We start from the raw sequence: 7,518 nt of genomic DNA, 5'->3' as shown, positions 1-7,518 counted from the left end.
CCCGGATGAATCCCTCCCCTCAGCCTTCCGATGTCGCCCGTGGATCAAGATCAAGAGCTGCAGCCGAGCTAACGCTCATCCTGTTGAGTGGTGAGAAGCGGGCGGTATGCCCCGATTTACTGTGGGAGCTGGCTTGTCGGGTCGCCGCATCGCAGCGATGGCGGCCTGGCAGCCGACCAAACTACCGCAGATGCACACCGTACCTTGTGGGAGCTGGCCTGCCAGCGATGGCGGCCTGACAGCCGACCAATCTTTCCCAGATGTACCGATTTCCCTGTGGGAGCTGGCTTGCCAGCGATGGCGGCCTGGCAGCCGACCAATTATTCCCAGATGAACCCCATTCCCTTGTGGGAGTGAGCCTGCTCCGGGCGGCGTTCCGACGATGGCGGCCTTGCAGCTGACCAATTATGTCCAACTGTGGAAGCTGCCTTGTCAGGCGGGTGCATGGCTGCAAAAGGCGACCAGCGATGTGGCTGTGGCTGTGGCTTTTGATCTTGATCTTGATCTGCTGTTGATCTTTCGCCCCTTCGGCAGGCCGAGCGTAGGTGTTCATCAGGGGGTTAGGCGCGTAGCGCCGTGCGGCGAAGCCGCACACATCGAGAGGAGGTCGTCGCGAAGCAGACCGGAGGCGATGCCCCCTGATGGGCACCGTAGCGAGGGTACGCGGAGCCTCAGCGAGGCGCCGTACGCCGGGGCGAAGCCTTTTGCTTACTTTTCGCTGGGCCGGCATTCCGGCGTCTGGAAAAGTGAGTCGCTGTAAAAGCGAAACCATAAGCAGCCGTTACCGCAGCAACGGATATGTACCCAAACCTCAACCACCCAAAAGGCGCCATCCCAATCACCCCACCTGATACCCAATCATTCAGGAAATCCGCATTACCCCCAGGTTAACAAAACATAACGTGGCGTCGATTGTCAGACCTTTCCAAACCCCGATAGGATAAGCCAGCTTCCGAAGGGGCTCTAGATTGCGCATTTCAGGACTATGCTCCAGAACAGACAATCGCAATGAGCACCCCTTACGGCGCCCTGAAAGGTTAAACGACCTAACAATAATAATGGGGGAAGGTCTATGAGTGAGCCTGTCATGGGTGTGGGTATCTGCCGCCCGCCGGCATTACGCAAATTCGCGTTGCTGGCTACAGCGCTCTCGCTGTTGGGCTGTGCCATGTTATCGGGACCCGCGCTGGCCACTGCCGCGCCGACGTCCGATGTCGTCTATTCCGTCGAATCCGCCAAAGCCAGCAAAAGCCTGATGCTCGACGTCACCCATGCCGGCAAACGCCTGGTGGCCGTCGGAGATCGCGGGCACATCCTGTATTCCGATGACCAGGGCGCAACCTGGACCCAGGCCAAGGTGCCGACCCGGCAACTGCTGACCTCGGTGTATTTCGTCGATGACAAACACGGCTGGGCCGTCGGCCACGACGCACAGATCCTCGCCAGCGAGGACGGCGGCGTCACCTGGACCAAGCAATTCGAAGATTTGAAGCGCGAATCACCGCTGCTCGACGTCTGGTTCAAGGACGTCAACAGCGGCTTTGCCGTGGGCGCTTACGGTAATTTGATGACCACCACCGACGGCGGCAAAAACTGGGAAGACGCCAGCGATCGCCTGGACAACGAAGACCAGTACCACCTCAACGCCATCGCAGCGGTCAAGGACGCGGGGCTGTTCATCGTCGGCGAGCAGGGCAGCATGTTCCGCTCCGCCGATTGGGGCCAGACCTGGGAAAAGCTTGAAGGCCCTTACCAGGGTTCGCTGTTTGGCGTGATCGGCACCGCCCAGCCCAACACGCTGTTGGCCTACGGACTGCGCGGCAACCTGTTTCGCTCCACCGATTTCGGCACCACCTGGGAGCCGGTCGAACTCAAGGCGGCTCGCGGTGCGCTGGAGTTTGGCCTGTCGGGCGCCACGTTGCTCGACGACGGTTCCATCGTGATCGTCGGCAACGGCGGTTCGGTGATTCGCAGCAACGACAACGGCGAAACCTTCAGCGTGTTCAACCGGCCGGATCGCATTTCCGTGTCGGCAGTGACGGCGGCAGGCAACGGTAATCTGATTCTGGCAGGACAGGGCGGCGTTCGCGCTACTTCGCCAACCGGCTCAGAGCTGGGCAAATAATAAGAAGGGCGGAGCTATGACATCCATGACAACCCACCAACAGGACAAGGCGACGTTTCTTGAGCGCCTGATCTTCAACAACCGCCCGGCAGTGATCGTCATCTGCCTGCTGGTCAGCATTTTCCTGTTCTGGCAGGCAACGCTGATCCGGCCGTCCACCAGTTTTGAAAAAATGATCCCCCTCGAGCATCCATTCATCCAGAAGATGATGGAGCACCGCAACGACCTGGCGAACCTGGGCAACACGGTAAGGATTTCCGTGGAAGCCACTGATGGCGACATCTTCTCCAAGGAATACATGGAGACCCTTCGCCAGATCAACGACGAAGTGTTTTACATTTCCGGTGTCGACCGTTCCGGCCTCAAGTCGCTGTGGAGCCCGAGCGTACGCTGGACCGAAGTGACGGAGGAGGGTTTTGCCGGCGGTGAAGTGATCCCGCAGAGCTATAACGGCTCCCAGCAAAGCCTCGACCTGCTGCGCAACAACGTGCTCAAGTCCGGTCAGGTCGGACGTCTGGTGGCTAACGACTTCAAGTCGAGCATCGTCGATATTCCGTTGCTGGAGTCCTACCCGGACCCGCAGGACCAGGGCAAGTTGCTGGCGCTGGACTACCGCAAGTTCTCCCACGAACTCGAAGACAAGATCCGCAACAAGTTCGAAGCCCAGAACCCTAACGTGAAGATCCACATCGTCGGTTTCGCCAAGAAAGTCGGCGACCTGATCGATGGCCTGGTCATGGTAGTGATGTTCTTCGGCGTCGCCTTCATCATCACCTTGGTCCTGCTGTACTGGTTCACCAACTGCATGCGCAGCACCGTGGCGGTATTGAGTACGACGCTGGTGGCGGTGGTCTGGCAGTTGGGGCTGATGCACTTTTTCGGTTTCGGGCTCGATCCTTACTCGATGCTGGTTCCGTTCCTGATCTTCGCCATCGGTATTTCCCACGGCGTGCAGAAGATCAACGGCATCGCCTTGCAGTCCAGTGACGCGGACAACGCGTTAACCGCGGCACGTCGCACGTTCCGCCAGCTGTTCCTGCCGGGGATGATCGCGATCCTCGCCGATGCCGTAGGCTTTATCACGTTGCTGATCATCGACATCGGGGTGATCCGTGAACTGGCGATTGGTGCCTCCATCGGTGTGGCGGTGATCGTGTTCACCAACCTGATTCTGCTGCCGGTGGCGATTTCCTACGTCGGTATCAGTAAACGTGCCGTTGCGCGCAGCAAGAAAGACGCCCACCGCGAACACCCGTTCTGGCGTCTGCTGTCGAATTTTGCCAGCCCTAAAGTGGCACCGGTGTCGATTGTCCTGGCCTTGCTGGCCTTTGGCGGTGGCCTCTGGTACAGCCAGAACCTGAAAATCGGCGACCTCGATCAAGGCGCGCCGGAGCTGCGCCCGGATTCGCGCTACAACAAGGACAACAACTTCATCATCAGCAATTACTCCACCAGTTCCGACGTGTTGGTGGTGATGGTCAAGACCAAGGCCGAAGGTTGCTCGCGTTATGAAGCCATGGCGCCAATCGACGAACTGATGTGGAAGATGCAGAACACCGAGGGCGTGCAGTCGGCGATCTCGCTGGTGACCGTATCCAAGCAGATGATCAAGGGCATGAACGAGGGCAACCTGAAATGGGAAACCCTGTCGCGCAACCCGGACGTGTTGAACAACTCCATCGCTCGCGCTGACGGCCTGTACAACAACAGTTGCTCCCTGGCACCGGTGCTGGTGTTCCTCAACGATCACAAGGCTGCCACCCTGGATCGCGCGGTGCATGCCGTGCAGGACTTCGCCAAGGAGAACAACAAGGAAGGCCTGGAGTTCATCCTCGCGGCCGGTAACGCCGGTATCGAGGCGGCCACCAACGAGGTGATCAAGGAATCCGAGCTGACCATCCTGATCCTCGTCTACATCTGCGTCGCGACCATGTGCATGATCACCTTCCGTTCCTGGGCGGCGACCTTGTGCATCGTGTTGCCACTGGTCCTGACCTCGGTCCTGGGCAACGCCCTGATGGCGTTCATGGGCATCGGCGTGAAAGTCGCGACGTTGCCGGTGGTGGCGCTGGGTGTGGGGATTGGCGTGGACTACGGGATCTACATCTACAGCCGTCTGGAAAGCTTCCTGCGTGCGGGCCTGCCGCTGCAAGAGGCGTACTACCAGACGCTGAAGTCCACCGGTAAAGCCGTGCTGTTCACCGGCCTGTGCCTGGCGATCGGCGTGTGCACCTGGATCTTCTCGGCCATCAAGTTCCAGGCCGACATGGGCCTGATGCTGACCTTCATGCTGCTCTGGAACATGTTTGGCGCACTATGGCTGTTGCCAGCGCTGGCACGGTTCCTGATCAAACCGGAGAAACTGGCAGGACAGAAGGGCAACTCGCTGTTCGCTCACTGATCCCTGGCTGAAACAGAAAAGCCGCAACCTGAGGTTGCGGCTTTTTTATGTCTCAAATTTCACACCAAACCCTTGTAGGAGTGAGCCTGCTCGCGATGACGGAGTGTCATTCAACATAGATGTTGAATGTTAGACCGCTATCGCGAGCAGGCTCACTCCCACAGGGTTCAGTGTTGGTTCGCAGGATCGCTGCCCAGCACCACATTCAGCGCGCTGCGCGCATCATCGAGCTGCACCAGCGTTGCATGCCGTGCGCCCAGGGCATCACGGTTCTCGATCGCGGTCAGAATCGCCTTGTGCCGTGGCAACGCCAGTTCATGCAGGTTCGGCCGCTGGTTGGAATGCTTCAACGCTTCGGCAATCGCCACCGCCAACATGTTGCACAGGTTGGCCAGCAGGTCGTTGTGGGTCGCATCGGCGATGCGGCTGTGGAAATCCAGGTCCGGTTGCAACAGCGCTTCAGGGGTCGGCGCCGCTTCCATGCGTTGGTAGGCTTCACCGATGGAGGCGATGTCGGCTTCGGTCGCGAATTGCGCAGCGAGGGCGGCCGCGGCCGGTTCGATGATGCTGCGCACACTGGTCAGCAAATCGAAAAATTCATTCTGCGGGCTGCTTTGCATCAACCAGTGCAGCACGTCCGGGTCGAGCATGTGCCATTCCTTGCGCTGCTTGACCACGGTGCCGACCCTCGGACGGGAATACACCAGCCCCTTGGCGACCAACACACGGGTGGCTTCGCGCAGCACCGGCCGGCTGACCGCGTACTCCTCACACAGCAGGGCTTCGGCGGGCAGTTTGTCGTCCGGTTTGAAGCGCCCGGAAACGATCTGCATGCCCAGTTCCTGGACGATGCGCGAGTGCATGCTTTTGCGGTCGGAGGGTTTGCGGTAATCCATGGGGAACGGCGCGATCCTGTGCGATGGAGATGTCGCGCATGATAGCAGGCGCGGTGCAATCTTGAGGCGGGGATAGATCAAATGTGGGAGCGGGCTTGCTCGCGAAGAGGGCCGCACATTCAACATCAATGTTGGATGATCGACCGCCTTCGCGAGCAAGCCCGCTCCCACAGGGCACGGAGGTTAGTGAGAGTGGCGCGGTACTTCGGAACCGCGGCAGCCGACCAGGAAGTCGAAATCGCAACCCTGGTCCGCCTGCAGCACATGGTCGATGTACAGCTGACGATAACCGCCCACGATCAATTGCTGCGGCGGTTGCAGGTCGGCCATGCGCGCGGCCAGTTCCGCGTCCGAAATGTCCAGGTGCAGGCGTCCGTTGGCGCAATCGAGCTCGATCCAGTCGCCTTCCTTCACTGTCGCCAAAGGACCGCCGGCTGCCGCCTCCGGTGCCACATGCAACACCACCGTGCCATACGCGGTGCCGCTCATGCGCGCATCGGAAATGCGCACCATGTCCGTTATGCCTTGGGCCAGCAATTTCGCCGGCAAACCCATGTTGCCGACTTCGGCCATGCCTGGATAACCCTTCGGCCCGCAGTTCTTCATCACCAGAATCGAGTTGGCATCCACGTCCAGTTCCGGATCGTTGATGCGCGCCTTGTACATGTCGAAGTTCTCGAACACCACCGCACGGCCGCGATGTTGCATCAGCTCGGCACTGGCGGCGGACGGTTTGAGCACCGCACCGAGTGGCGCCAGGTTGCCGCGCAAGACACAGATCCCGCCGTCGGCGCGAATCGGGTTGTCGAGCGTGCGGATCACTTCGTCCTCGCCGTAGATCGGCGCGTCCTTGGTGTTCTCGCCCAGCGTCTTGCCGTTGACGGTCAAGGCGTTCGGGTTGGGGATCAGGTTGGCTTCGCCGAGGCGGCGCAGCACGGCTGGCAGGCCACCGGCGTAGTAGAACTCTTCCATCAGGAAGCGCCCGGACGGTTGCAGGTCGACGATGGTCGGCATGCCGCGACCGATACGGGTCCAGTCGTCCAGGTCCAGCTCGACGCCAATGCGTCCGGCAATCGCCTTCAGGTGGATCACGGCGTTGGTCGAACCACCGATGGCGGCGTTGACGCGGATGGCGTTTTCGAAGGCTTCCTTGGTGAGGATTTTCGAGAGTCGCAAGTCCTCGCGCACCATTTCCACGGCGCGCATGCCGGACATGTGCGCCAACACATAACGGCGCGCATCCACGGCTGGAATCGCCGCGTTATGGGGCAGGGAAGTGCCCAGTGCTTCGGCCATGCAAGCCATGGTCGACGCGGTGCCCATGGTGTTGCAGGTGCCTGCCGAACGGGACATGCCGCCCTCGGCTGCAAGGAAGTCGTCAATGGTGATGGTGCCGGCTTTCACTTGCTCGCTGAGCTGCCAGACCACGGTGCCGGAGCCAATGTCCTTGCCTTTGTGCTTGCCGTTGAGCATCGGTCCACCGGTCACGACGATGGCCGGCACGTCACAACTGGCCGCGCCCATCAGCAGCGCCGGGGTGGTTTTGTCGCAACCGGTGAGCAGCACCACGCCGTCAATCGGGTTGCCGCGAATGGCTTCTTCAACGTCCATGCTCGCCAGGTTGCGCGTCAGCATGGCGGTAGGGCGCAGGTTCGATTCGCCGTTGGAGAACACCGGGAATTCCACAGGAAAACCACCGGCCTCGATCACCCCGCGTTTGACGTGCTCCGCGATCTGGCGGAAATGCGCGTTGCAGGGGGTCAGTTCCGACCATGTGTTGCAGATGCCGATGATCGGCTTGCCGTGGAACTGGTGGTCGGCGATGCCCTGATTTTTCATCCAGCTGCGGTACATGAAGCCGTTCTTGTCGGCAGTGCCAAACCATTGGGCGGAACGCAGGGTGGGTTTCTTATCAGACATGATCGATTCTCTTATTGTATGACTATATTGTTCCAGCTGAGACGTAACATAAGCGCAAATTCGGCCATTTGGAAGTGTTGTTGGGTAATTAGTATTACTATATAGTCGTTTTCAACGGAGGGATGGCCCTGGCAGTTTTGGCGAGAGGCGTCCCCCGAGGTTCTATAACAACAACA

General features: G+C 59.9%; 4 protein-coding genes. 2 read left to right on the top strand and 2 right to left on the bottom strand.

Translation table 11 applies throughout. The features are described 5' to 3' along the window. The first annotated feature begins 1,072 nt into the window (after positions 1 to 1,072). Together HNR03_RS19050 and HNR03_RS19045 are read left to right on the top strand one after the other, a co-directional pair. Positions 1,073 to 2,125 (top strand): YCF48-related protein, encoded by a 1,053-nt coding sequence (locus HNR03_RS19050; protein ID WP_259155161.1) that lies wholly within the window; start codon positions 1,073 to 1,075, stop codon positions 2,123 to 2,125. Between the two features lie 16 nt (positions 2,126 to 2,141). Beyond that, positions 2,142 to 4,526 (top strand): RND family transporter, encoded by a 2,385-nt coding sequence (locus tag HNR03_RS19045; protein ID WP_167360496.1) that lies wholly within the window; start codon positions 2,142 to 2,144, stop codon positions 4,524 to 4,526. 167 nt (positions 4,527 to 4,693) lie between these two features. Here HNR03_RS19045 and HNR03_RS19040 read toward each other — a convergent pair whose 3' ends face one another. Together HNR03_RS19040 and HNR03_RS19035 are read right to left on the bottom strand one after the other, a co-directional pair. Beyond that, positions 4,694 to 5,422, bottom strand: coding sequence for a FadR/GntR family transcriptional regulator (locus tag HNR03_RS19040; RefSeq protein ID WP_259155160.1), 729 nt, complete (start codon positions 5,420 to 5,422; stop codon positions 4,694 to 4,696). 183 nt (positions 5,423 to 5,605) lie between these two features. Further along, positions 5,606 to 7,342 carry an IlvD/Edd family dehydratase gene (locus tag HNR03_RS19035; protein WP_090183261.1) on the bottom strand — a complete coding sequence of 579 codons (1,737 nt, stop codon included), beginning with the start codon at positions 7,340 to 7,342 and terminating at the stop codon, positions 5,606 to 5,608. Positions 7,343 to 7,518: the final 176 nt, after the last annotated feature.

The sequence above is a fragment of the Pseudomonas sp. JAI111 genome (assembly GCF_024809425.1).
Taxonomy (GTDB): domain Bacteria; phylum Pseudomonadota; class Gammaproteobacteria; order Pseudomonadales; family Pseudomonadaceae; genus Aquipseudomonas.
This window is presented reverse-complemented; position numbering and strand designations above follow the sequence as displayed.

Excerpts from the sequence above, each read along its gene's own strand:
- HNR03_RS19050 (WP_259155161.1), top strand. The coding sequence starts at position 1,073 with ATGAGTGAGCCTGTCATGGGTGTGGGTATCTGCCGCCCGCCGGCATTA.
- HNR03_RS19045 (WP_167360496.1), top strand. The coding sequence starts at position 2,142 with ATGACATCCATGACAACCCACCAACAGGACAAGGCGACGTTTCTTGAG.
- HNR03_RS19040 (WP_259155160.1), bottom strand. The coding sequence starts at position 5,422 with ATGGATTACCGCAAACCCTCCGACCGCAAAAGCATGCACTCGCGCATC.
- HNR03_RS19035 (WP_090183261.1), bottom strand. The coding sequence starts at position 7,342 with ATGTCTGATAAGAAACCCACCCTGCGTTCCGCCCAATGGTTTGGCACT.